The sequence below is a fragment of the Dyadobacter sp. CY356 genome, assembly GCF_021440195.1.
Taxonomy (GTDB): domain Bacteria; phylum Bacteroidota; class Bacteroidia; order Cytophagales; family Spirosomataceae; genus Dyadobacter.
This window is the reverse complement of the sequence record NZ_JAJTSZ010000014.1, coordinates 1-22491: the sequence shown is the minus strand read 5'-3', so window position 1 is coordinate 22491 and position 22491 is coordinate 1. Positions and strand designations below refer to the sequence as shown.

Annotated in this window: 14 protein-coding genes; 9 read left to right on the top strand and 5 right to left on the bottom strand. The window is 39.7% G+C overall.

The genetic code is table 11. The features are described from left to right. Positions 1-575: 575 nt before the first annotated feature. From LXL81_RS28545 to LXL81_RS28535, 3 genes are all read left to right on the top strand, one after another. Positions 576-3830 (top strand): SusC/RagA family TonB-linked outer membrane protein, encoded by a 3255-nt coding sequence (locus LXL81_RS28545; RefSeq protein ID WP_234651484.1) that lies wholly within the window; start codon positions 576-578, stop codon positions 3828-3830. 139 nt (positions 3831-3969) lie between these two features. Continuing rightward, a complete protein-coding gene (locus LXL81_RS28540) occupies positions 3970-5649 on the top strand; it encodes a RagB/SusD family nutrient uptake outer membrane protein (protein WP_234651475.1) in 1680 nt (559 codons plus the stop codon). A gap of 138 nt (positions 5650-5787) precedes the next feature. Further along, the gene (locus tag LXL81_RS28535) at positions 5788-7245 is read left to right on the top strand and encodes an amidohydrolase (protein WP_234651472.1); all 1458 of its coding nucleotides are present in this window, start codon (positions 5788-5790) and stop codon (positions 7243-7245) included. A gap of 155 nt (positions 7246-7400) precedes the next feature. Here LXL81_RS28535 and LXL81_RS28530 read toward each other — a convergent pair whose 3' ends face one another. Both LXL81_RS28530 and LXL81_RS28525 read right to left on the bottom strand, forming a co-directional pair. Further along, positions 7401-8777: a pitrilysin family protein gene (locus LXL81_RS28530; RefSeq protein ID WP_234651470.1), complete on the bottom strand. Its 1377-nt coding sequence runs from the start codon at positions 8775-8777 to the stop codon at positions 7401-7403. Positions 8778-8831: 54 nt separating this feature from the next. After that, positions 8832-10154 carry a pitrilysin family protein gene (locus tag LXL81_RS28525; RefSeq protein ID WP_234651469.1) on the bottom strand — a complete coding sequence of 441 codons (1323 nt, stop codon included), beginning with the start codon at positions 10152-10154 and terminating at the stop codon, positions 8832-8834. Between the two features lie 213 nt (positions 10155-10367). On the opposite strand from LXL81_RS28525, the gene LXL81_RS28520 reads away from it, so the two are divergent. Beyond that, a complete protein-coding gene (locus LXL81_RS28520) occupies positions 10368-11189 on the top strand; it encodes an endonuclease/exonuclease/phosphatase family protein (RefSeq protein WP_234651468.1) in 822 nt (273 codons plus the stop codon). Between the two features lie 262 nt (positions 11190-11451). Beyond that, positions 11452-13071, top strand: coding sequence for a hypothetical protein (locus LXL81_RS28515; protein WP_234651466.1), 1620 nt, complete (start codon positions 11452-11454; stop codon positions 13069-13071). A gap of 62 nt (positions 13072-13133) precedes the next feature. Here the strand turns inward: LXL81_RS28515 and LXL81_RS28510 are convergent, their stop codons facing one another. Continuing rightward, positions 13134-14825, bottom strand: coding sequence for a VRR-NUC domain-containing protein (locus tag LXL81_RS28510; RefSeq protein WP_234651464.1), 1692 nt, complete (start codon positions 14823-14825; stop codon positions 13134-13136). 299 nt (positions 14826-15124) lie between these two features. On the opposite strand from LXL81_RS28510, the gene LXL81_RS28505 reads away from it, so the two are divergent. Further along, positions 15125-16312: a phosphoglycerate kinase gene (locus LXL81_RS28505; protein ID WP_234651463.1), complete on the top strand. Its 1188-nt coding sequence runs from the start codon at positions 15125-15127 to the stop codon at positions 16310-16312. Positions 16313-16616: 304 nt separating this feature from the next. Here LXL81_RS28505 and LXL81_RS28500 read toward each other — a convergent pair whose 3' ends face one another. Beyond that, entirely contained in the window at positions 16617-19058 is a 2442-nt protein-coding gene (locus tag LXL81_RS28500; RefSeq protein ID WP_234651462.1) for an outer membrane beta-barrel protein, read from the bottom strand. 372 nt (positions 19059-19430) lie between these two features. Beyond that, positions 19431-19700, bottom strand: a complete 270-nt coding sequence (locus LXL81_RS28495) for a helix-turn-helix domain-containing protein (RefSeq protein ID WP_234651460.1) — start codon at positions 19698-19700, stop codon at positions 19431-19433. A gap of 271 nt (positions 19701-19971) precedes the next feature. On the opposite strand from LXL81_RS28495, the gene LXL81_RS28490 reads away from it, so the two are divergent. From LXL81_RS28490 to tnpA, 3 genes are all read left to right on the top strand, one after another. Then, positions 19972-21435 carry a nicotinate phosphoribosyltransferase gene (locus tag LXL81_RS28490; protein ID WP_234651458.1) on the top strand — a complete coding sequence of 488 codons (1464 nt, stop codon included), beginning with the start codon at positions 19972-19974 and terminating at the stop codon, positions 21433-21435. Between the two features lie 19 nt (positions 21436-21454). Next, positions 21455-21697, top strand: a complete 243-nt coding sequence (locus tag LXL81_RS28485; RefSeq protein ID WP_234651456.1) for a DUF3820 family protein — start codon at positions 21455-21457, stop codon at positions 21695-21697. 89 nt (positions 21698-21786) lie between these two features. Beyond that, positions 21787-22224, top strand: a complete 438-nt coding sequence (gene tnpA / locus LXL81_RS28480; protein ID WP_234651454.1) for an IS200/IS605 family transposase — start codon at positions 21787-21789, stop codon at positions 22222-22224. Positions 22225-22491 lie beyond the last annotated feature (267 nt).

The following is a 22491-nucleotide window of genomic DNA, read 5'->3' as shown; positions in this document are numbered from 1 at the left end:
GCGAAGTAAAAAATACTGATAAATAATTTTGGTGTAAATAGGTTAAAAGAATATACCCATCGGTTACTTAGGTCATTTTCATGTGTAAACGTATAGACCGAGTCGGAATTTGAATAGAATTTCTACCGATGCTGCTGTAATTTTTTCTTCGAAATCAAAAGTTGTTTTATGTCATTAATCTAATAATTACTACATAAGTAAGATCAAGTCATTATTGTCAATTTTTTCAAATTTTCGCAATAGGTTTGATGTAATGTGCAGATTCTCTGCAAGAATTTTATTTTTCACCAGATTATGTAAAAAATTTTTATTTTTTTAATTCTGTTTTAATTGTCTGATACCAATATAAAATATGTCTCCTAAGAGCGATTCACTGGAAAATTATTGTATCTAAGCTATAATAATTATTAAATAATGAATATTATGCCATTTGGCAAATAAAATGTTGCTCATTCAATAGATATGGCAAATTATATTCTTGAAAAAAACCTTTTCGAAGAAGCTTGTATTAGTAATTTCTTTATTTAAATTTGGTTTTCAGTGCAGTATTATTTCTACCTAACTAACTAATTTGAATGAAGAAATTTTTACTACTGAGCATCCTATGGGTATGCTCATGCTCATCGCTTCTATGGGCTCAGGACAGGCAAGTTACGGGTACTGTAACATCTGCTGACGACGGATCGCCACTGCCTGGTGTTAACATTCTTGTGGGAGGTTCCAATATGGGAACAACTACGGACACAGATGGGAACTACAAAATTTCGGCTCCTGCAAAAGGAAAGCTGGTTTTCAGTTTTGTGGGTATGCTTCCTCAGGAAATTGCACTTAGCAATTCTGCCATTGTGGATGTTAAACTTGTTTCTGACTCACGTATGCTTAGTGAGGTTGTTGTAACAGGTAGTGGGGTGGCAACAACAAAAGCAAAACTGGGAATAGCAGTTGAAAGTATTTCTGCTAAAAACCTTCCGCAGACTCCAACTGCTTCTATTGATCAGGCGTTGATCGGTAAAATTCCGGGTGCTCAGATTTCATCTGTATCAGGTAACCCTGGTGACCCTGTAAACATTGTACTCCGCGGTATCAATACAGTGCAGGGTGGTACAAAACCTTTGATTATGGTGGATGGGGTTCAGATCGCTTCAACAGATATTAACTCACTTGATTTAAGCAATGTAGAAAGAATCGAAGTTGTACAAGGTGCCGCTTCTGCTTCTATTTATGGAGCTCAGGGGGCCAATGGGGTAATCCAGATCTTTACCAAAAAAGGTAAAAAAGGTGCCTTGGCCATCAACTTTTCAACCAGCTATTCTGCCAATACTTTTTTGAATACGGGTGATGTTCACAAAGCAAAATTACATCCTTACCTGACTGATGCTAACAACAATATTGTTGATGCAAAAGGAAATATTTTGGATTACACAGACGTTGGATCCATCACAGGGATTTCCTACACACATGGCGGTGCCGCACGACTTGCTTTGCTGGACCCATTAAACGTTGCTGATAAGCCTTACAATGCAAATTTGAAATATTATGACCATTTCAAACAAGTATTCAAAACAGGGACTACTTTCAATAACAGTTTAAGTCTTTCCGGTGGATCTGACAAAAGCGATTTTTCAATCTCGGCTGCGAATAACCACACGGTGAGCCCGGTAATGAAAAATGGTTCTGTTGACAGAAGTAACCTAAGTGTGAACGTAGGAACAGAGCTGTTCAAAGGATTCAAGATCAGATCAACCACACAATTGGTATATACCAAAAATGACCTGGTGCCTGGTTTGGGTGGTGCCGGAGGAGAAGATTACGGTAAAGGAAATTTGTTAGGTAGCAATGGCGGTGTTTATTCTTTCCTTAATACTTCTCCATTTTTCGATCTGACAAGAAAAAATGCAGATGGAACTTATCCTTATTATCAAACAGCTGACTTTTTAAGTATCAACGCTGGTAACCCTTATTACCGTCAGGCTTATGCTAGCAGCATTGATAACAAAATTGACATCATCCAGAATTTTGATGCCAACTATAATGTCAACAAATTCTTGGAACTTGACGCAAAATACGGTATCAATTATCGTACTGAAAATTCAAGATGGACATACAAAAATCAGTCTGAAAATGCGAACGCCCAATACTACGATAGTTATGTAAGTACTTACGCACCGGACTTGTTAGGTGAAATCGATGATTGGTCATATAGCTCAACATTCCAGAACTTCCTGGCAACAGCTTATATCAGAACAGATTTCGAAAAAGATTTCCATATCAAAGTTCCTATTCAGACAAGTACTCAGGTGTCATTTGACTATCGTAACAAAATGTACAAAGAATACGATACTTACGGATTGGGTCTGTCTCTTGCGCCTCCAACTAACTTGTCTGCAACCTCATCTCAAGCTGTTGACAGAGATTACAAAGAGCCTTTTGTTACATACGGTTATTTGATCAACCAAAAAGTAGATTTCGGTGATTATGGTGGAATTACAGCAGGTTTCAGAAGTGACTGGTCGTCTGCTTTCGGTGGTGGTTCAAAACCATTTACATTCCCTCACTTTGACGGACACATTCTGCCTCTTTCATTCATCAAGAATACCAGATTAACTGACATTCTTCCTTATTTCAAATTGAGAGCAGCATATGGTGAAGCAGGTATTCAGCCAGGTGCTTTTGACAGATATCCTGTTTTAAGCCAGCGTAACCTTGGAAGCCAGTTGATCTACACAATTCCAACTACGGCTAACAATTCAAACCTGCAGGTGGAAGTTTCGAAAGAAACTGAATTTGGTACAGATTTTACTTTCAACGCAATTGAAGGCAGTCCTTGGTTGAACAACATTAATGGTTCGTTCACTTACTGGAAACGTAAAAGTGCTAACGTAATTTACACGGTCAGTGTAGCGCCGTCAAATGGTTCCACAGGTCAGTTGACGAACGCAATCGACATGTCATCAAATGGTGTTCAGTTCTCTTTGAACTTGCCGGTTTACAGCTCTAAAACTTTCAAATGGGATTTCACAACCAACTTCGGTCATCAGAGATCACAAATTGATGCAGTTGCAGGTGGTGCGGATATCATTCTTACGTCAAATGCAGGTAGTACTTCGCTTGTGTTGACGGGTGGTCAGCAAATCGGACAGATTTACGGGTACAAAGCTTTGACAAGCCTTGATTTCAAAAGAAAAGACGGATCAAGATATATTGAAGCAGCCAACGAAAACCTGTACGAAATTGTAGACGGACGCGTGGTAAGAAAATCTGATTACCAGATACAGTTTACTAACGAAACGTATGCTTTGGCTAATCCCAACCCAAAATTCAATGCTTCGTTCATTAACTCATTCACGTATAAAAACTTCCTGACATTTGGTTTCCAGTTTGACTGGGTATATAAAAGCCATCTATACAACCAGACAAAAGAATGGATGTATCGTGACGGTATCAGTGGTGATTTTGAAAAACCAGTTACTATTGATGGAAAAACAGGTGCCTTCTCTTCATACTATGGTAGCGCCTATTACGCTCTTTGGGGTAGCAAAAGTGGTGCCGGTAACAATGCAACAAAAGATTACTTCCTTGAAGATGCATCTTTCATGAGATTGAGAAACGTTTCGTTGGGTCTTGACCTTGCCAAACTTTTCAACATACCTAAATTGAACAGATGCCAGCTGGTATTTACAGGTAGAAACCTTCTAACGTTTACAAAATACACAGGATATGATCCTGAGGTAAGTTCAGGATCTGTCAACTCATCTTTCGACAGAGGAGTAGATCACAGTACTTTGCCAAACACAAAATCGTATCAGGTTGGGTTGAATATTGGGTTTTAAGAAGTAGCGGAAAACCGCTCGCGGCGAGAGAAGATGATGTCAGCAGATCGCTGAAACATTACTAAAATTTAAAACACAGGATTCAGTAGTGGCCGCATGAATTGCTCACTACTATTTGTAAACTTTAAAATTTAAAAAAATGAAAATCAGGAATAAAAATAGATTTGTTCAAACGATTTTTGCAGCAACGCTTATCTTCGGAAGTTTTAGCTGCAAAGACAAACTGGACGTTGGGAACCCTAACGCACCAACAATTGATGCCAACGTAAATACTGAAACCGGTTTGATCTCACTTGCTCAGGGTGGCGTTTACATCAACGGTTTCTACAATGGAGATAACTGGCTTGGAAACAGCTACTTTTCCTTACCATGGGGATACAGTGAGCTTTTGGCTGACAACGTTTCGGCTGATGCGTCCAACAACCAGGTTGCAACCATTGGTGTAGCTAATTATTATATTCTGGATGACGGAACAAAAGTAACCAATGGTTCACCAAACATCAGTCTGATCAGAACCTATAATACACGTGCTGCTACCGGAGCTGGTAACAATGCGATTTATTACCAGTGGCTGAATATGTATGCACTTAATAATGCTTGTAATACTGTTTTAAGTCTGGTAGATAAAATTCCTTTTTCCGGTGACGCAGCTTCAAAGATTGCTACGGTAAAGGCATGGTGTTACTGGTGGAAAGGATATGCATATGCTTCCATCGGCTCACAGTATTATTCCGGTCTGATCATCGACGAGGCTGGTACGACAAATAGTAATTATGTGTTACATGACGCCATTCTTGCAAAATCGGATGAGTATTTCAAACTGACTGCAACGACACTGGATGGTATATCAAGCGAAGCGGATTACACTGCTATTCTGGGACAATTGATTCCTGAATTTACACAGGTTGGAAATGGTGGAATTCCTAGCAAGGATGTTTGGAAAAGAAACATCAATACAATGCTTGCTCGTAATATCGTAGTAAATAAACTTGCTCCTTTTGTAAACGGAAATCCTGATGCAAAAATCGCAAAATCGTCTACAACTACGATGACCGCTGCGGATTGGACAAATGTTTTGACATTGGCAACTGCGGGTATCAAAAAGGGTGATATTGTATTTACAGGAAGAAGTACTGCAAGTAATGCAATGTTTACAGCTACCGGTGGAACTGCCGCTGCATTGGCAACGGGTGTAAATACGAGTTCGACTTTCAAAGTTCAGGAACGCTTTATCCAGAATTTTACACCTGGCGATAAAAGACTTACAAACAATTACAGCACTGCAACTACTTACAAAAACAACTTCTCGTATACTACCCGTTACAACCAGATCGATGGTGGGGCAGGACAGGCGGGAGTTTACGTTTATGGAAGTAAAACAGTAGGTGAATATGAGGTGATCATTGCAGGAAGCTACGAGGAAAATGCGCTTATGCTTGCTGAGGCAAATATTCGTTTAGGTAATATCGAAACAGGTCTTGGTTATATTGATGCTGTAAGAACATACTTTGGTGCAGGTGTTGCTCCTGTTGCAGGAACAGGATTGTCATTGGCTGGTGCGCTTACGCAACTTGTTAAAGAAAGAAGAACCTCTCTGATTTACAAAGGACTTTCGTTCTATGACAACAGAAGATGGGGCTGGACGTATGACATCGCAAATGGTGGTGGCAGTTACGGAAATACAATCGTAACCACGGCTGGTGTTGTTAATACAAAAGCGACTATCAATTATAATTTCCTTGATTACTGGGATGTTCCGGCAGACGAATCTGTGTTGAATCCATCAACAGGCGTTGCTACGGTTAACCCTAATTTTTAATTGAAAAAATGTCTGATCTGAAAGGATCAATAAGTTTCACAGGAAGGCAGCGCGCTGCCTTCCTGTCTTATTTTAAAGCTCATATTTTTATCTCTGCCCGAAATGCACTAATTTTTTTTATGATTTAAATCCATACTTATGAAAAAAATCAACCTTAGTTTTCTCGCTTTACTGAGTCTGAGTGCTGTTTGTTCTTATGGCCAGGCGGCCGCTACCAAAGAGCAGAAAGAAGTAATCGCCAATCTGGATAAGAAAAAAGATCACTATGGTGACGTGTCAAAAAAAATATGGGATTTGGCAGAAGTTGGATATAAAGAGGTGAAAAGCTCGGCAATTCTGGAAGAGGAACTGGAAAAAGAAGGTTTTACTTTGGAAAAAGGAGTAGCCGGTATCCCGACCGCTTTTGTGGCAACTTATGGTAAGGGGAAACCGGTAATCAGCATTTTAGCGGAATATGATGCCTTGCCGGGTATGGCGCAGGAAGCTGTTCCGGAAAGAAAAGTAATAGAAGGGCAAAAAGCCGGACATGCCTGTGGCCATCATCTCTTCGGAACCGCTTCCACCGCTGCTGCCATTGCAGTGAAAGACTGGCTTAAACAAAATGGAAAAACAGGTACGATCAAATTGATGGGCTGCCCGGCAGAGGAAGGCGGTTCGGGTAAGGTTTATATGGTAAGAGAAGGAGTTTTTAAAGATTCAGATGTTGTTTTACACTGGCATCCGGGAGATAGAAACTCGGCAAATCCGGCGTCTTCTCTGGCCAATATTTCGGCAAAATTTCGTTTTTATGGCGTAGCTGCGCATGCAGCCGGAGCACCTGAACGCGGACGTTCTGCCCTGGATGGGGTGGAAGCAATGGATTATATGGTAAACATGATGCGCGAGCATATTCCTCAGGAAACCCGTATTCACTATGTAATTACCCGGGGCGGTGAGGCACCAAACGTGGTTCCGGCATTTGCAGAGGTTTATTATTATGCCCGCCATAACAACCGTGAAGTTGTAAAGGATGTCTGGGCAAGAATTGTGGAAGCTTCGAAAGGAGCGGCAATGGGAACCGGAACAAAGGTTGAAATGGAAATTACCGGAGGTGCTTATGATTTGCTTCCCATTGAGTCACTTTCCCGTGTGATGTTTAAAAATCTGGAAACTGTGGGTGGTGTTAAGTATACACCGGAGGAAATTGCATTTTCAGAAAAAATTATTGCCACCTTACCGGCATCAACAGAGGCCAAACCAAAATATACAGAAGCTGAAACGGTACCTGCTTTTTCAACAAAAATTGAAGGAATGGGTGGTTCGACAGATGTTGGTGATGTAAGCTGGGCCGTGCCAACGGTTGGTCTTTCAACAGCAACATGGGTACCTGGCACTCCGGCACATAGCTGGCAGGCCGTTGCAGCAGGAGGTACTGAAATTGGTAAAAAAGGAATGATGGTCGCTTCAAAAACACTGGCCTTAACGGCTATCGATTTATTTAAAGATCCGGCTTTAATCCAGAAAGCACACGCAGATTGGGAAAAAGCAAAAGGCGCTAATTTTAAATATGAAGCCATGGTAGGAAATCGTAAACCGGCATTGGATTATAGAAATTAAAAAAACATAGGCTTTCGGCGGTCAGCTTTCGGCTAAAAATGGCAGTGACAAATTTTAGCCTTAAAAACACCACCGAAAGCAGATGATTATTTATTCATATCAAATTTCTTTTAGGCCACCAGCTGATAGCCGACTGCCGAAAGCCGAAGTCCTTTTCAGTATCCGTCCGTCTTAATCTGCTTCTCAGTCACTTCACCATATTTCTTTATCTGCTCCCGGATATCTGCTGCTTTTCCAACCATAATAAATTGCAGATTATCTTTTGGGAAATATTGCTCAATAATTGTTTTCGTCTGAGCTGTTGTCATCCCGTCCACTTTTGCCTGAAATGTATTGATAAAGTTTTCGTCGAAATTGTATAAAAACATATCCGTAAGTAAACCAGACAAAGCTCCGGCAGATTCATAATCCGGCGGAAAATCTCCTTTAACATACGATTTTGCTGATGCCAGAACCGTTTCGCTGATTCCGGTTTTATGCAGACTATCCAGCACACTCAATGCCATATCAACCGCAGGAACTGTTGTTGAATTTTTGGTAAAGGTGCTGATGTAAAAAGTACCGGCCATTTTGTATCTGCTGAAACGGCTGTTTGCGCCATAAGTAAGACCGGAATTAACACGCAAGGCATCATTAAGCCATGATGTAAAACGTCCGCCCAAAATGGTATTCACAACCAAAACCGGAATGTAATCGGGTGAACTATATGGAATTCCTTTGCCACCAATAAAAAACGTAGTTTCTCGTGCATCATCTTTGTTAACCAGTAATACACGACTTTTTGTAAAAGCCAGTTCTGGTACCGCACGTTTAATCATTCTGGCTTCCGCCGTTTTCCAGTCTCCAAAAAGAGTTGTGATTTTTTTCTTCATATCCGCCGTTTTGAAATCACCTACAACGGCAATGGCACCTTTTCCGGTTGTGTAATTATTCTGATAAAATTTCTTTACTTCATCAATAGTAATTTTTTCAACGGTTGATTTGGTACCACCGGTTGGCGTTGCGTACGGATGTTTTTCAAACATGAAAGCATTAAAATAATTGCCGATCACATTACGCGGCCGTTCTTTGATTTGCGTTAATTCAAGCAATGTCCGCTGTTTGTGTTTGTCAAATTCAACAGGATCAAAAACCGGATGAATCATGATTTGCTGCAAAACATCAAATAACTTATCCTGATCTTTCACTGCAAATGAAGAACGGATACTCGCACCCTCTTTTCCGGCGGTCGTGGCCAAATTTGCCCCGACATAATCCGTTATTTCTTCAATTTGCGCTTTGGTGTATTTCTGTGTACCAAAAACCAGCGCATCTGCCGTCAGGCTGGCCAATCCGTATTGTTCGCCGTCGTTAATTGATCCCGCATCGAAAACCGCAGAAACATTGATCAGCGGAACTTCGTGCTGTTCCATCAAATAAACCGTAAGTCCATTCTTTAATTTGAATTTTTCATACTTCGGGACTTTAAAATTGTTTTGCGCAGCTACCGACAAAGTCGTCAGTGTAAGCAATACAAGGAATATATTTTTCATTGTGAATTTTTTTAGATCAATACAAAAGATTGGAAACAAGTGCTGAGCCGGTTATCATACTTTCTTTTCAGGTAACAAATAGCCAACAGTCCTGTTTCTTTCGGTAAAATATTTAGCTGCAACGCGTTTGATATCTTCCACAGTCACTTTTTCATAGAGTTTTGGCGCATCAAACATTTTTCGGTAATCACCAAAAAATACATCGTAGGTGCCCATACTATTTGCTTTGCCGTTGATGGTTTCCATACTTCTGTAAAATTCCATCAATTTCTGGTTTTTTACCTTTTGCAATTCGCTGTCGGTAACGCCGCTTTTTACGATAAGTTCAATTTGATCCAGAATTGATTTTTCAAGTGTTGGTGCTGAAACGCTGTCGCCTGCAACCGCATAGATGTTGAACAAATTAGGATCAAAACCTTCTCCTATAAAAGTAAAAACCTGGGAGGCGATCGTGGTATCCATCACCAACGATTTTACCAGTCTGGATGAATTTCCGGACGTCAGTAAACTGCTTAACAAATCCAGTGCATAATAATCTTCGTGACCGGTTTGCGGGGTATGGTATGAAAGCAAAACATTTGGCGTTGTGATATCCTTGTACGTTGTAACCCGCCGTTCGCCGTTTTGTTCTGGTTCAACCGTGCGTATTTTAGGAGGAAGTCCTCTCGCAGGAATTGGCGCCATATACTGGTTAGCCAGTTTTTTAACCTGGTCGACCGTAATGTCACCAACCACAACAACCGTTGCGTTATTTGGTGAATAATAAGTTTTGAAATAATTTTCAAGGTCAGATTGTGTCCACGCTTTGATGTCCGATTCGAATCCAATCACCGGAAACATATACGGATGTTCCTGAAAAGCAACCGATTGTACCAATTCACCAAGCATACGGTAATTGCTGTTTTCCAATCCTGTACTTCTTTCTGATAAAACGACGCCGCGTTCACTTTCAACCATTTTTGGATCGATTGTCAAATCCGCGATACGGTCAGATTCCAGTTTGAAAATCGTTTCCAGAGCATCCTTTTGAAACCAGTCGGTATATACGGTTACGTTTTCGGAAGTGTAAGCATTATTGGAACCGCCATTGGCTTCCATGGTACGGTCAAATTGTTTCGGTCCGTATTTTTTGGAACCATTGAACATCATGTGTTCAAAAAAGTGTGACAAGCCGGTTATTCCATGCACTTCGTTCCTTGATCCAACTTTCCAGAACAAATACATATTGGCATTTGGGATGGAATGATCTTCAAGCACGAGGAATTTCATGCCGTTTGCCAGCGTGAAAGTTTTGACATCTTCGGGTTTACTTTGGCCATTGGCAAAACCAATTCCAGTCATTATTGCTGCTCCCAGCAATAGTTTGCGTAGCTTCATAGTTACGATTCAGTTTTTTTGTTTTGTAATAATAAACAAAAAACCGTGATAGAAATCATCATTTTGATGAATGGCATCCGGGAGCCTGCTATTATATTTACAACAAAGCATATTTCAACATGGCAGAGGTGCAGCGCACCGGAATATTTGTAGCAATGTATATTTTTGTATAATCCAAGGTGCAGCGCACCGCAATATTAATCCTGACAAATCATGAAACCTATCCTATCCCTTTGTTGTATTTTAATTGCTATCTCCTCATTTACAACGCCTGTAATTCAGGTTTCTGAAACCAGAAGTGAAGAGCAAAAACGAACTCTGCGCGTTATGACATATAACATTCATCACTGCAATCCACCAGAATCTGCTGGCGGAAGAATTGATGTGGAGGCGATCGCGAAGGTTATCAATAATGCAAAACCGGATTTGGTAGCTTTACAGGAAGTAGATATCAACACCGAGCGTTCAGGGAAAGGACTAAATCAGGCAAAACAGATCGCCGGTTTAACAGGGATGAAGTTCTATTTTTCAAAAGCAATTGACCATCAGGGGGGAGATTATGGCGTTGCGGTTTTATCTAAATTCCCTATTGTAGATTCGGCCCGGTTTGCTCTTCCAATTAAAAAGGACCTGCTTGAAGAAATGAGAACCATTGCGGCCATCACCGTGATGTTGCCTTCAAAACAAAAAGTCATTTTTGCCAGTACACATTTGGGTTTAAATGAACCTAACAGACTTTTACAGTCTGAAACCATTATGGAACATTTTGGCAACGAAAAATTACCGATGATACTCGCCGGAGATTTCAATGCAGAACCGGAAAGTAAAGTCATAAATTATTTCGATAAGTATTTTATTAGGAGTTGTGTTAAAAACTGTGGTCACACAATTCCGACAGATAAGCCTGAGAAGACAATAGATTTTATAATGTCGAAACCTTTTGGTATATTTAAAACATTAAGCCACAGAGTGATAGACGAGAAATATGCCTCGGACCATTTACCTGTTTTTGCAGAATTGTCAATTGTTAACTAGTCCTTATTACAAAATCTGCTTGCGATAGAGTTTTTTCTATTTTCATTCCATCAACGTTCCTTAATCAAGTCTTATTCTTTAACGCCCTGCACGCAGACCGATTCTTTCGCTGCGGGTTTTTGTTTTGGAAAATTAAAATAATGGTAAACTGGTGAGTTACCAAAATGAAGTTTGCACGTCTGTATTGTTAATGCGTTGCCGGATATACGGCAAAAAGTGCCTTTAATTTCACAACTATTCGCTCACTTTTATTCATTGTTTTATGAAAAGACTCTGTTTACTCAAAATTCTTCCACTGGTTTTCTTCTGTCTAATATTTTCCTTGTCCTACGGGCAGGAATCCAGAACACCAAATTGCCCGAATCCTGCCGGAGGTTGTGACACAGTCGGGATTGAACATCGGGTAAGTCCCTGGCGTGTTGGTGGTTTTATCGGGCCTGCCGTTGCATTTTGTGGAAAGTGGTCAAGCACTTTTAATTCAAACAAATATCGCGACAAATCACTTTTCAATGGTATTGGTTATCATGCGAATCTGAACGCTGATTATTTTTTCAATACAAAGAAAAATAAACAGCTGAAATTCGGTGTCGGTGCCATTGCCGGTTTGCAGACTTTCTTTTTAAGAAATGATCTGGACGATTTCCTGGATAAGATTATTGCTGAATCCGGTTCGAGTAATGCGGTGATCAGAAAAGGTGCTTCGGAGGATCATTATATTGTTGCCGGGCCTGTGCTTAGTTACGCCTTTGGAAAGAAAACAAGATCTCCATTTATTGAGGCTTCCATTCGTGGCGGACTTTTCAGGACAACACCAGCGGCTATTTTTGTTTATGATCAGGCCACTTCCAATAATATTTATTCTGTAACGGCTACTGACAAGCGTTATCATGCAGGAGTGCTGACAACATTAGGATTATTCTTTCCAAGTAAAAAAGGACTTTGGTCCTGGGGGGTCGAAGCAACTGGTTTTCGAACAAAAGTGAACTACATTTTCCCGGGTGCTACCATTTATAGTTATCAGAGAAAACACGGTGGTTTTTCTGCCGGACTTGCTTTTCGCCGCAATTTCGTTCGCGATATTCCTTTCAGAAAAGATCCGACGCCACCATTATTATGCGAAGCGCCTGATCTGGAATTGATGATGAACGGAAAGTCAATCAAAGGACTTGTTTTCAGTACGCTTGATTCTACAAAAGCTGATAGTATCCAGATCAGCTGGAAAAGCCGTAGTATATTGGATTCAACCAAAAGTGAAACTTTCACCGCCCGTCTTCATCAGTTAAATGGCGGAATGGATAATGTGATCGCTCAGGTTGTTTGTCAGAAAGAAACAAAGATGGCATGGCCGGCAGGATATTTAAATCCGGCAACGGGCCGTCCGGTAGAAGGACAATATTATGTGACGGTGCAGAGTCAGCAGATTTCTTCCTGTGCATCCTGTACCAGTGAAGCCAGTACAACAGGTTTCTCTGTTCAAAAACCGGAAAGAATCATCGATTCGGTTGACCGTTGTTTCAAACAATGCTTCCTGGAAGTATATGCATACAAAAAGGTTAAAGTTAAAAGAGTTAAGTACGGCAAATCGCCAACATCTTGCGTAGGCTGTATTTGTCCAATCGATACAGTGTCGAAAACTATTTCTCAATATCATCTTTTAGGAACTGTGAAAAGGGATAATTGCGATGCTTCGAAACTTGATCTGAATGCAGAGACATCTGGTATCATTATTCCTAAATGGGCTACAACAGTTTATACTTCGGTTGAAACCATTGTGGCAGGTGACTGTGCAGGTGTTCCTCAGGGAAGAAATAAAATCAACTATTCGGCTCCTGTCAAAAAAGGAAAAGCAGGCGAATTCAAGAGAGCTTATCAGAAGAAGTAAATCTGAACTTGGGTGTTAATGAGAAAAGGGCCTTTCAGTTTTGAGAGGTCCTTTTCGTTTTTTTATGATTCTTCCTTAATCCATTTCACCCTTACAATGCGGCTTTTGATGTCATGGTTCGCAAAAAAATGCAGCCAGTGCAATTGACGGGAAGACAAATGATCGGTGGGAGATTTTATTTCAATAAAGGAATATTCAGTTTCATCCCAAACCAGCAAATCGGGAAAACCTCTTGTATTCTCCCTGAGGTTTTGGGATATTTCCAAAAGTACCGCATGGATCTGCTCCGGTGTTAAGAGCGAGATTAGTTTTAAAACAATTTCCAGCATTCCGGGATACCAGCTCACAAGCACATTGGTTATGCCAAACTTTTCGTGAAAAGTTCTCTCTACAATTGCCGATATGGCCTCCTGCGTATTTGCATCTTTTATTCTGGCCAAAAGCTGTTCTGATCTTTTGTAATAAAAATCCGGCAAAAAGAAATCAGATGGGACGCGTTGTAGAGGATTATGGATTGCTTTAACATTGGTATCATAAATAATATCCCAGAATAAAAGTCCAAATAACGATCGCCAGGGTTCATTTTCACTGAAAACTGCTTCTGCGCCAAGATCCTGGTAATATTGAATGGCACCTCGTTCAACACGAAAACGAATGGAAATCGGAATTTCTATACTGCTGGCATCTTTCAAAGCCTGCGTCGTTCTTTTTACTGCCCGCTTCTTTTTGTTGACAATACGCTCATGAAAGTCATGTGAAAAGTAACGTTCATCTGCGTTTTGCGGATTTTCTGCAATTTCTTCACAAAGTGCCAATGCCTCTTCAATTTCACCAAGGTTATACAAAAGGCGAACTCTTCTTTCCCGCGAAGGAGCATCATTGGTAAGTTGATAAGCGGTCAAAGCCTGTGAAAGCATTTTTTTTCTTTCAAGCCAGGCACCAACGCGTAATACAAAAAGGTGATAGGGCGGGAGTGACTTGGGACTAAGATTCCCTGAAACACCAACCTGCCAGTTCATAAACCAGTCAAAAATTTCTTCAGGAGGCAATTGATTTTTAAGAACGTCAAAAGTTTCCTTCATCAGGGAAATCATCAGCGTATCGTCAACATCTTTTCTCGTTTCAAACTGAACTGACAAATGTTCCTGATCAAAAGACTGAAAACGTACATGGCCCAGGTCTCGAACCACAAATTCAGTCATATCCGCGTAACGATTTCCAAAAAACAAAAACTTCATCATCATGACTTCTGCTTCAAAAGCAACCTTCACAACAGGTTCTGTTTCCTGAATTATCTCACATATCAATTTAAAATCATATTCATAAAGAAGCCAGCGGATCAGATCTTGTTTTTTGATGGATTTGGAAGGCATTATTTCCGGTTGCAGAATTTTAGCGAATTCCAGATGTTCAGGTTTGGTAAACAAATGCATCACTTCTTCGAAACGCTCTTCATGAAGTTCACAAAGCTGCTGTATAAATTGTGCATCATGAAGCTCATTCAGAGCCGCCGGAATATCCGTGATTTCTGAATAGGAAAGTGAATTGACACGAAAAAAGGATTTGCTCCGATTACTAAAACGAATAAAAAGACATTGTGCTTCCTCTGAAAGTGCGGTATAAGAATTTAGAAATTCCAGCTCATTTTCATTCAATAAGGATTCATACATTTTTCGCACAAAATCCAGTACATAGCCAAAGTAATCGTGGTAATATTTTGGGGGAAGATCCTTCGGGAACTCGTTAATTTGCACAGTGAATATTGTGGATGTTACAATCAGTTTGCCACCAAACTTTATTCAAATATAACGAGACAAAAGAAAAATTATTCAACAAATTCCATATTTATCGGGCAGCAATTATAGTAAGAACGAGGATTATAGGCCCTTTTATGAAAAATGGTATGATTATATATTAAAATGAAATTAATTGAAATTATAATGAGTAAAAATTGTATTATACCTATTCAAATTATTCCCATTTTATAATAACGTAGTATTTTATAAAGAATTGACTTACATTTGTTTCCAATGGAAAACAACATTTAGAGCCCATGACAACATTAGATTCTTACAATTTTTCCGGCAAAAAAGCCTTGGTACGCGTTGATTTTAACGTACCGCTTAATGACAAATTTGAGATTACGGATGATACCCGGATCCGTGCCACTATACCCACCATCAGCAAGATTCTTAGTGAAGGAGGATCGGTGATTTTGATGTCCCATCTTGGGCGTCCCAAAGATGGACCTACTGAAAAATATTCTCTGAAACATCTGGTTAACCCTCTTTCTTTAATTTTAGGCAAAACTGTAAAATTTGCTGACGATTGTATCGGAGCAAGTGCAACGGAAATGGCAGCGGCTTTGCAGCCAGGTGAAGTCTTGTTGTTAGAAAACCTTCGTTTCTATAAAGAAGAGGAAAAGGGTGATGAAGCTTTCGCTGAAAAATTGTCGAAACTTGGCGATGTCTGGGTTATGGATGCATTCGGAACGGCTCACCGTGCCCATGCTTCCACTGCTGTAATCGGTAAGTTTTTCAAAGACAAAGTTTGTGGCTATGTAATGCAGGCTGAGCTTGATAATGCAGAAAGGCTTCTTGAACACTCAGAACGTCCTTTTACTGCCATTATGGGGGGTGCCAAAATTTCTGATAAGATTTTGATCATCGAACGTTTGCTTGATAAGGTGGATAACCTGATCATAGGAGGTGGAATGTCATATACTTTTACAAAAGCACTGGGCGGAAATATCGGAAAATCTTTACTTGAAGCAGATAAAATGGATTTGACACTTGAATTGCTTGAAAAGGCAAAACAAAAAGGTGTTAATATTGTTTTGCCGATTGATACTGTTATCGCTGATAAATTTAGCAATGATGCAAGTCGTCAGACTGTACCTGCTGCTGAAATTCCTGATGAATGGGAAGGTTTGGATATCGGACCTGAGTCGGTTGAATTGTTCAAAGGAATAATCGCATCGTCGAAAACAGTGCTCTGGAACGGTCCTATGGGCGTTTTTGAATTCCCTAATTTCGCAATCGGTACTAATGCAATTGCAGAGGCTGTTGTTGCTGCTACGGAAGAAAACGATGCTTTCTCATTAATTGGTGGTGGAGATTCAGCTTCTGCTGTAAATAACGCAGGTTACGGAGATCGCGTAAGCTACGTTTCAACAGGTGGCGGTGCATTACTTGAATATATGGAAGGTAAAGTCTTGCCTGGGGTTGCAGCCCTTGATTAATTGTTAATGGTTAAGTATTAATTGTTAATGACGGAAAATAATTGTTAATTGTTAATGATGAGGAATTGAGAATTGGACGCTTGTCGTTTGGTTCTCAATTTTTTTGTGCCAAAAATTAAATTCAAAACTGCTGTTCGCTTACTACTTGGTTCTGGCAGTATCTAATTACTAGAAGCTAATCGCTAACACCAATAGCTACTCAAAAAGAAATCCATTCCTCAAATGAAGAATGGATTGTCCGTATTATTAACCTAACTAATTTATAAATAAAGTCACAACCTCGACCGTCATTTATCTCTTTTGATTAACTTTTCACACGTGACTGAATGTCATCAGAACCTGTGCTACGTTGTCTTGTTTTTACGTTTTGGTTACCAAACCGGTAAGTGAAAACAAGTCTGAACTGGCGGCTTGGCCATGTGCTTTTTACTCTCAGATCAATATCTTCAAACTTCGTAGTCCCTCTGAATTTGTTGGTCCAGAATGGATCCTGAACACTCAGGCGAATCGTTGCTTTTTTGTCCATCAATGATTTCTGTAAACCAAGATTGATGGCACCTTGTGATTTCGCGGAAAGCAATCCATATATCGCCGGACTGTTAAACCATCCTGAAAGTTCTGCTGTCCAGGTTTTCGAAAGCGTAAATGTGTTGTTGACAAAAGCGTTATAAGTGAAAATTTTCATGTCAAACGGCGCGTTCCGGTAAAAGGTCTTGTAATGGTTGTAAGCGCCTGATAAGTTGGTTTGCGCATTCCACCATTTCGTGATCGGAATTGGTGCTGAAATTGTAAGACTGATATAGTTCTGATTATCAAGGTTCTCTGATGTGACATAAGTCTGATTTTTCTCAGGGACCAGCATCGGAACTTCATCCGCTATCATATCTTTTACACGACTGTATGCCAATGTTGTATTAAGGAAATTTTTGTAAACGTGAACCAGCTGAAATGAATGCGTGTATTGCGGACGAAGGTTCGGATTACCTTTTGAAAAAGTATATGGATCCAGATAATATTCAAACGGATTCAGCGACTGGTAATTCGGGCGATCGATCCGGTAACTGTATGACAAATTCAAAACATTACTGCTGTCAAGATTTCTTGATAAGAAAACACTCGGAAACACATTCAGATATTTTCGGTTTCTGACGCTATTTAATGTTACTGAATTACCAACCGCGTGGGTATATTCGGCACGCAGACCAAGCTGGTATTTTGTTTTTGCATTGAACTGACCATTATAATTGGCATAACCCGCATTGATGTTTTCAGTGTATTTGAATTGATTGGTACGCGACGGATCAAGCGCCCAATCATCCGTTTTTGTTTCGAAAATCATGTTGTTATCAGATTTCACATAACTGGACTTCAATCCGGCTTCAAATTTTCCTTTTCCTAATGGCTGCATATAATCCATTTTCGCTACACCTATATTGATCAATGCCGGCATATTATTTCTTACAATATCAGGAGTTCCTGTTGGAGAACCATCCGGGTTATAATACCGTGTATCTAAAAAGTTATATCCCTTGCTGTCATATTGAACATAATCTGCATCAAATGTCAATTCTTTGCCTTTGTCGTTAAATTGATGTTTCAGGTTAACATTTGCGCTGATATTATTCATATGATTGTTCGCTTTCATATCCGTATGATAAGTTTGCTGAAGGCTCAAATCATCATTTAATATTTCTGCATCCGTCGCGCGGATCGGATTTTTCCAGGAATTGTAAAAGCCGGAGAAAAGCACACCAATCGTTGTTTTATCCGTAGCGAAATAATCCATTCCTACGCGGTAATTATAATTTCTCGACTGCCAGTCACTTTTTGAGTTCATGTTGAAAGTGGTCGTTTTGCCTTCATAAGGAATAGCGCGGTAGATTATCTGGTTGTTAAAACCTTCACCTTCAAACGCACTCCCTGTTCCAAAAAGACTGACTTTCCCTTTTCTGTTATTTAATGCCAGCGAACCATTTCCTCGTCCGTATCCCGGTGTTGCTATACCTCCGCCAATTGAAAAGTTACCATTCGTCCCGAAATTTTTATTCTTTTTGAACTTGATATTGATAATTCCCGAGTTTCCGGCCGCATCGTATTTCGCTGATGGATTGGTGATAAGCTCGATTTTTTCAATGTTATCACTTGGCGTATTTCTTAACAGATTCACAAGCTCAGCCTGGCTCAGATAAGTCTGTTTGCCATCGATTTGCACAATGACACCATCTTTTCCACGAAGTTGCAGCTTATCGTTTTGCTGGTCGACGGTAATGCCTGGAGAGCGCTCTAAAACCTCAAGTGCAGTTGCTCCCGCAGAGACGATACTGTTCTCAACATTAATTACCGTACGGTCGATTTGCTGCTCTATGAAAGGTTTTTTGGCCACAACGGTCACTTCATTTAATGATTGTGATTCCGGTTGTAGGGTAAAAGAGGGGAGGTCGACGATGTTTTCCTGAATAGAAAAATTTTTGCTGTAAGCCTTTTGATAACCAACCATGGAAACCATTGCCATGTATTCGCCGGCATCAACCTGATCGAAAAGAAATTTTCCGTTTTCGTCAGCGGCAACTCCTTTTGATAAGGTCGAGTCTTTCGCTTTTAAAAGCAAAACATTAACAAAAGGAAAAGGCTGGGATTTTTCATCCAGAATAGTCCCGGACACCTTTCCTTTTGTCGTTGTGGTTTGAGCAAGCACAAAGCTACCGCTAAGTAGCAGTGCTACTGTCAGATTAATAAAGAATTTCATGGCTAATAGATGGTTATATTATGGACTGATATTTCAAATAGTCAGAATTGTATTAACTCAGGCAGTCTTAAATATCGAGTACATTGCAAAGATAAGTACTTGGTATAACATAGAACCTTAGATTACATAAAAGGTTGTTTTGTTGGATGAACGGAAACCAAGTATCCGGCTTTCTCTTGATAGATACAAAGGGAAGCAAGAATGTTGCATGATGAAAGAAAAAAAGTTTGAATGGCAAAAATTCTATGATGAAATGAATGATTCCAGATCTGATGTTACAAATCAAAAAAGGCAGAAAACTTCCGTTTGGAATAGTTTTCTGCCTTTTGTTCAATACTTACCACCTATCTAATTATAACCAATAATCATCAATTAATTGTTTTGAATGGCTGCTGTTTTCAGCTGTACCATGTCTCCGTTTGTGTTGTTAAGAAGTGTAACGATATCAATTTCAAGAATTGATGTAATTTCAAGCAACCGCTCAACCGTCAATCGGGTATATGCCAATTCGATTTTACTGTAAGCATTTTGACTGATACCTAACTTCATGGCCAGATATTCCTGTGGGTAACCTCTGTATTCCCTTATCTTTCTAATATTCGTGGCCACCGCTTTTAATTTTGCTTCCACAACTACTTTCATAACGACTTAAAAGTTAGGTTGATATCTATGTTTATTGATGAAGTTTTTGATATTATATATACGACAAGGATGTTCTGCCAGATCAAACAGGAATAAAATATGCCAAAATATGTTTAGAGCTTTAGGAAGATATAAAGTTTCCCAATTCAGATAGTTAAGGCTAAGATTTCCCGGTCAAATTATAGTTATGCTTTCAAAAAAAATTGTTGAGTAAACACAAATCGGGTCTTTTTTTGTAATTAGTCTTTTTGTTTAACTAAGAAAACATAACATGATTAATCGATTATATGACACCTCATTAAGTCTGCTTACCGATTTGTATCAATTAACAATGGCTTATGGCTACTGGAAATCAGGGAAAGCGGAACAAGAAGCAGTTTTTAATCTTTATTTTCGTAAACATCCGTTTCAGGGCGGTTTCACAATTGCCTGCGGTCTAAGCAGTGTGATCGATTATCTGAACGAATATCGTATTGATGAAGAAGATCTTGAATACATCGGTTCACTGACGGGGAGCGACGGGAAGGTGCTTTTTGAAACTGGATTTCTGGATTATCTCCGTACTATGGAGTTTAAATGCAGTGTTGATGCAATTCCTGAGGGTACTGTCGTTTTTCCCAATGAGCCATTGCTCCGTATCCAGGGACCAGTTTTGCAATGTCAGCTTTTGGAAACTCCGCTATTAAATCTATTAAACTTCCAATCTTTGATAGCTACGAAAGCGGCCAGAATGCGCCTGATTGCCCATGATGATGCGCTTTTAGAATTCGGATTGAGAAGAGCGCAAGGACCTGATGGAGGAATGACTGCCAGCCGTGCAGCATATATCGGCGGTTTTGATGCAACATCTAATGTTTTGGCTGGCAAGCTTTATAATATTCCTGTAAAGGGCACGCACGCGCACAGCTGGGTAATGTCTTTTGACAATGAGCTTGAATCTTTTGAAACATATGCCAAATACATGCCCAATAATGTGACGCTTCTTGTTGATACTTACGATTCAATCCAGGGGGTTAAAAACGCAATTATTGTTGGAAAGCAGCTAAGAGAAAGAGGTTATGAGCTCGGCGGAATTCGTTTAGATTCAGGTGATCTGGCGTATTTGAGCATTGAAGCCAGGAAATTGCTTGATGAGGCAGGATTTGAAAAAACCAGTATAGTGGCCAGTAATGATCTGGATGAATATATAATGGATAGTTTGAAAATCCAGGGTGCAAAAATTAATGTCTGGGGTATCGGAACAAAACTGGTAACGGCTTTTGATCAGCCGGCATTGGGAGGCGTTTTTAAACTGGCTGCTATAAAAAATGACTCAGGTGAGTGGGATTATAAACTTAAATTGTCAGAACAGGCGATCAAAGTTTCAACACCTGGAATTCAACAGGTTCGCAGGTTCAAAGATACAAAGGGTTTTATTTCTGATATGATTTTCAATATTGAAACACCGCTTTCCCAAACAGCGACGATGGTAGATCCGTATGATTTTACAAAAACCAGATCATTTTCCGAAACGGTGTCTTACGAAGATCTGCTTGTGCCCGTTTTTTTAAAAGGTAAATTGGTATACAGCCTTCCATCCATACACGAAACCCGTGAACGTGTTGAACAACAGCTGACGCATTTTCATAAAGGAATTAAACGGTTTGTGAACCCCCATACTTATCCGGTAGGACTTGAAAAGGATTTGTTTGATCTGAAAACGGATCTGATTGTGAAATTAAGGGCTGCAAAATAATTTAAAATCAAGATTAGAAATGAGCGGTGAAATCCCCAAACCCGATACCGAAATCCTGAAAGAACTTATTCTTTACAGGATGCCTTTCGGAAAATATAAAGACTGGCTGATTACTGATTTGCCGGTATCCTACCTTGAATGGTTTGAAAGGGAGGGCTTCCCTGCCGGTAAGCTGGGCATGATGCTGAGCACGATGTACGAAATCCGGCTGAATGATTTGATGTTTCTGATTGATGGCTTGAAGAAGATTTATCGACGGTAAATTTTGGATAATGTTTTGAAGAAATAAGAAACTTTGATTGACAAAACTAGTCTAATGGATATCGAAGGTTCTCATCAAAACATGCTGTTATGTCTTATGTTAAAATCTGGGTTCATGCGGTCTGGGCTACAAGGAATCGTGAATGTGTTCTAAAACCTGATATCTTAAAGAAAATGTGTAGCCATATTTATGGTTACGCGAAGGAAAATGGAATTTACATTGACAGGATTAATGGTCATGATGATCATATTCATGTATTGATGATACTGAAACCTGAATTTGGAATATTAAAACATGTTCAATTACTGAAAGGTGAAAGTTCAAACTGGGCCAATAAAGTACAATTGACTAAAGACCGGCTTTATTGGGCAGATAAATATTTCGCATCATCTGTGAGTAATAATAAAATTGATATCGTCAGAAAATATATTGATAATCAGCAGGAACATCATAGGAAACAGACTTTTGGCGAGGAGTATAAAATCTTTTTGACTAGCCTGGGGTATACAGATGAGGACTTTGGCTAAAGCCGGAAACTTGTATTGAGTATCGACACCCAAGGTTGAAACCTCGTATGTTTGTCTTAGAAAATCATGATTAATAAAGATTAAGTTCAGAACTTGGTATTGAGTGGTGAGAGGAGATTGAAGCCTAAACAATCCAGCAGGATATGTAGCACCCAAGGTATTCCCCACCACCCAATGCTAAGAGTCACAACAGCACCTAAGGATTCACCAGAAAGGTGATAAGCCAGTATAGGACGAGAAAAGGCAAACTTATTCTAAGACCATGAG

Bases quoted from the DNA above. Each gene is read 5' to 3' on its own strand.
- LXL81_RS28500 (WP_234651462.1), bottom strand. From the start codon at position 19,058: ATGAAATTCTTTATTAATCTGACAGTAGCACTGCTACTTAGCGGTAGC.
- LXL81_RS28530 (WP_234651470.1), bottom strand. From the start codon at position 8,777: ATGAAAAATATATTCCTTGTATTGCTTACACTGACGACTTTGTCGGTA.
- LXL81_RS28525 (WP_234651469.1), bottom strand. From the start codon at position 10,154: ATGAAGCTACGCAAACTATTGCTGGGAGCAGCAATAATGACTGGAATT.
- tnpA (WP_234651454.1), top strand. From the start codon at position 21,787: ATGTCTTATGTTAAAATCTGGGTTCATGCGGTCTGGGCTACAAGGAAT.
- LXL81_RS28495 (WP_234651460.1), bottom strand. From the start codon at position 19,700: ATGAAAGTAGTTGTGGAAGCAAAATTAAAAGCGGTGGCCACGAATATT.
- LXL81_RS28485 (WP_234651456.1), top strand. From the start codon at position 21,455: ATGAGCGGTGAAATCCCCAAACCCGATACCGAAATCCTGAAAGAACTT.
- LXL81_RS28505 (WP_234651463.1), top strand. From the start codon at position 15,125: ATGACAACATTAGATTCTTACAATTTTTCCGGCAAAAAAGCCTTGGTA.
- LXL81_RS28545 (WP_234651484.1), top strand. From the start codon at position 576: ATGAAGAAATTTTTACTACTGAGCATCCTATGGGTATGCTCATGCTCA.
- LXL81_RS28540 (WP_234651475.1), top strand. From the start codon at position 3,970: ATGAAAATCAGGAATAAAAATAGATTTGTTCAAACGATTTTTGCAGCA.
- LXL81_RS28535 (WP_234651472.1), top strand. From the start codon at position 5,788: ATGAAAAAAATCAACCTTAGTTTTCTCGCTTTACTGAGTCTGAGTGCT.
- LXL81_RS28490 (WP_234651458.1), top strand. From the start codon at position 19,972: ATGATTAATCGATTATATGACACCTCATTAAGTCTGCTTACCGATTTG.
- LXL81_RS28515 (WP_234651466.1), top strand. From the start codon at position 11,452: ATGAAAAGACTCTGTTTACTCAAAATTCTTCCACTGGTTTTCTTCTGT.
- LXL81_RS28520 (WP_234651468.1), top strand. From the start codon at position 10,368: ATGAAACCTATCCTATCCCTTTGTTGTATTTTAATTGCTATCTCCTCA.